Source organism: Burkholderia sp. HAN2018 (assembly GCF_024704855.1).
In the GTDB taxonomy this organism is placed as follows: domain Bacteria; phylum Pseudomonadota; class Gammaproteobacteria; order Burkholderiales; family Burkholderiaceae; genus Burkholderia; species Burkholderia cepacia.
Genome location: NZ_QOBB01000462.1, coordinates 1 through 2,175, shown reverse-complemented (window position 1 = coordinate 2,175; position 2,175 = coordinate 1). Strand labels below are relative to the sequence as shown.

The 2,175-nt window shown below is 68.2% G+C and carries 1 protein-coding gene and 1 pseudogene; both read right to left on the bottom strand.

All coding sequences use genetic code 11. The annotated features are described in order from the left end of the window. A pseudogene (locus DPV74_RS40970) lies at nucleotides 1-359 on the bottom strand (primosomal protein N'); the annotation flags it as partial. A gap of 454 nt (nucleotides 360-813) precedes the next feature. After that, nucleotides 814-1,908 (bottom strand): uroporphyrinogen decarboxylase, encoded by a 1,095-nt coding sequence (gene hemE, locus DPV74_RS40965; protein ID WP_281507973.1) that lies wholly within the window; start codon nucleotides 1,906-1,908, stop codon nucleotides 814-816. Nucleotides 1,909-2,175: the final 267 nt, after the last annotated feature.

The window sequence follows — 2,175 nt, the reverse complement described above, 5'->3', positions numbered from 1 at the left end:
CGCACCTCGGGCGCGAGCAGCCGCCCCCAGCGCCCCGCATCGCGCAGCGCCTGCGGCAGCGCCGGCAGCGCGACCTCGCCGCGCCCGCGCTGGTAGTAATCGGCAGCGAACGACACGAGCGCGAGCCAGTCCGGCGACAACGGCGGCAGGTCGGTGCAGATCGCGTCGACCGCGCGCAGCCGGGACGGCGGCACGTCGGTGTGAGTCGTCACTTCGCAGACGAGCCCGACCGCCTGCCGCTTGCCGAACGGCACCTGCACGAGCGTGCCCGGCACGGGCGCCGGTTGCGCGTCGCAGCGATAGTCGAACAGGGTGGCGAGCGGATGGTCGAGCGCGACGCGCAGGTAGGTGCCGCTCATCGCGGCGCTCCGGCGGCGGCATGCACCGCATCGAGACGGGCGGCCGGCATCCGCGCCCGCATCGTGGCGGCGGACTTAAAGTAAAACGTCAGATTCGGCGCTAAGTTTTGGATTCGCATTAGGAATCGCCGTATACCCTGCCCAGCCTGTGGATAACTTTGTTGAGAACTCGCCGCTCACGGGCCGCAACGCACGCGGGGCCGCGCTTTCCGCTGATTTTCGCCGTTTGCGACGGTGCCCCGCGGAGCCTTATTCCATAAGGCTGCTATTCAAATTACCGAACCATAGCGAGGCAATTTGACCGACACAGGGCTCTACCGCGCTGCAACGAGGAAAATGTGTATAAGTCAAGTCTTGACAAGCACTGAATCGGCAACCGGTGCGGGGTTGCGCCCTGTTTAGCGCCGAAAACGAAACGCTGTCATCCCGCAGTGCAGCATGACAGCGCTTGCGTTCAGCCGGCGGCTCCGCTACGGATCGCGCGGCTGTGGTTATGCACCTCGTCGACGAGTTCAGCGACGTGATCGGGCGACGTGAATTGCGAAATACCGTGCCCGAGGTTGAATACATGGCCCGGATGGTTGCCGTAGCTGTCGAGCACCGCGCGCGCCTGCTCGCGCACCGCGGCGGGCGGCGCAAACAGGATCGTCGGGTCGAGGTTGCCCTGCAGCGCGACTCGCCCCGCGACGCGCTCGCGCGCGGCGCCGAGGTTGACCGTCCAGTCGAGCCCGACCGCGTCGACGCCGGTCGCCGCGATCTCCTCGAGCCACAGCCCGCCGCCCTTCGTGAACGTGATGACCGGCACGCGCTCGCCGTCATGCTCGCGCTTGAGCTGCGCCACCACGCGGCGGATGTAGTCCAGCGAGAAGCGCTGGTACGCGCCGTCCGCCAGCGCGCCGCCCCACGTATCGAAGATCATCACGGCCTGCGCGCCCGCTTCGATCTGCGCGTTCAGGTAGGCCGCCACGGCCTGCGCGTTCACGTCGAGAATCCGGCGCATCAGGTCGGGGCGCGAATACGCCATCGACTTCACCGTGCGGAAATCGTCCGACCCGCCGCCTTCGACCATGTAGCACGCGAGCGTCCACGGGCTGCCCGAAAAGCCGATCAGCGGCACGCGCTGGCGGCCCTGGCCGTCGGTGAGCGCGCGGCGGATCTCGCGCACCGCGCCCGTCACGTAGCCGAGCGTCTCCTCGATGTCCGGCACCGCGAGCCTGGCGACGTCGGCCTCGGTACGCACCGGATGCGCGAACTTCGGCCCTTCGCCGACCTGGAAGTCGAGGCCGAGGCCCATCGCGTCCGGAATCGTCAGGATGTCCGAGAACAGGATCGCGGCGTCGAGCGGAAAGCGCTCGAGCGGCTGCAGCGTCACTTCGGTCGCGTAGTCGGGATTCTTCGCGAGACCGAGGAAGCTGCCGGCGCGCGCGCGCGTCGCGTTGTATTCGGGCAGGTAGCGGCCGGCCTGGCGCATCAGCCAGATCGGCGTGTAGTCGGTCGGCTCGCGCAGAAGCGCACGCAGGAAGGTGTCGTTGAGCAGGGTATGGGCCACGGTAGGAGCGACGGTGCGAAGGCAAAGCGGCATTTTACCGGACAGCCGCCGCAAGGCTGCGCATGCCGGCGCGATGGCGGCCATATGACGCGCGCGATGGCTCCGTTATGATCGGACGCTCATATCGAACGAAACGAAGGAGGAGACCGATGAAACCATTCGCCACGCTCGCCGCCGCCGCGTTGTTTTGCTGCGCCGCCGCGCACGCGCAGACCGCCGCGGGCGCAGCAGCAGCCGCGCCGGGCGCCGGCTCACGGCTCGACGACG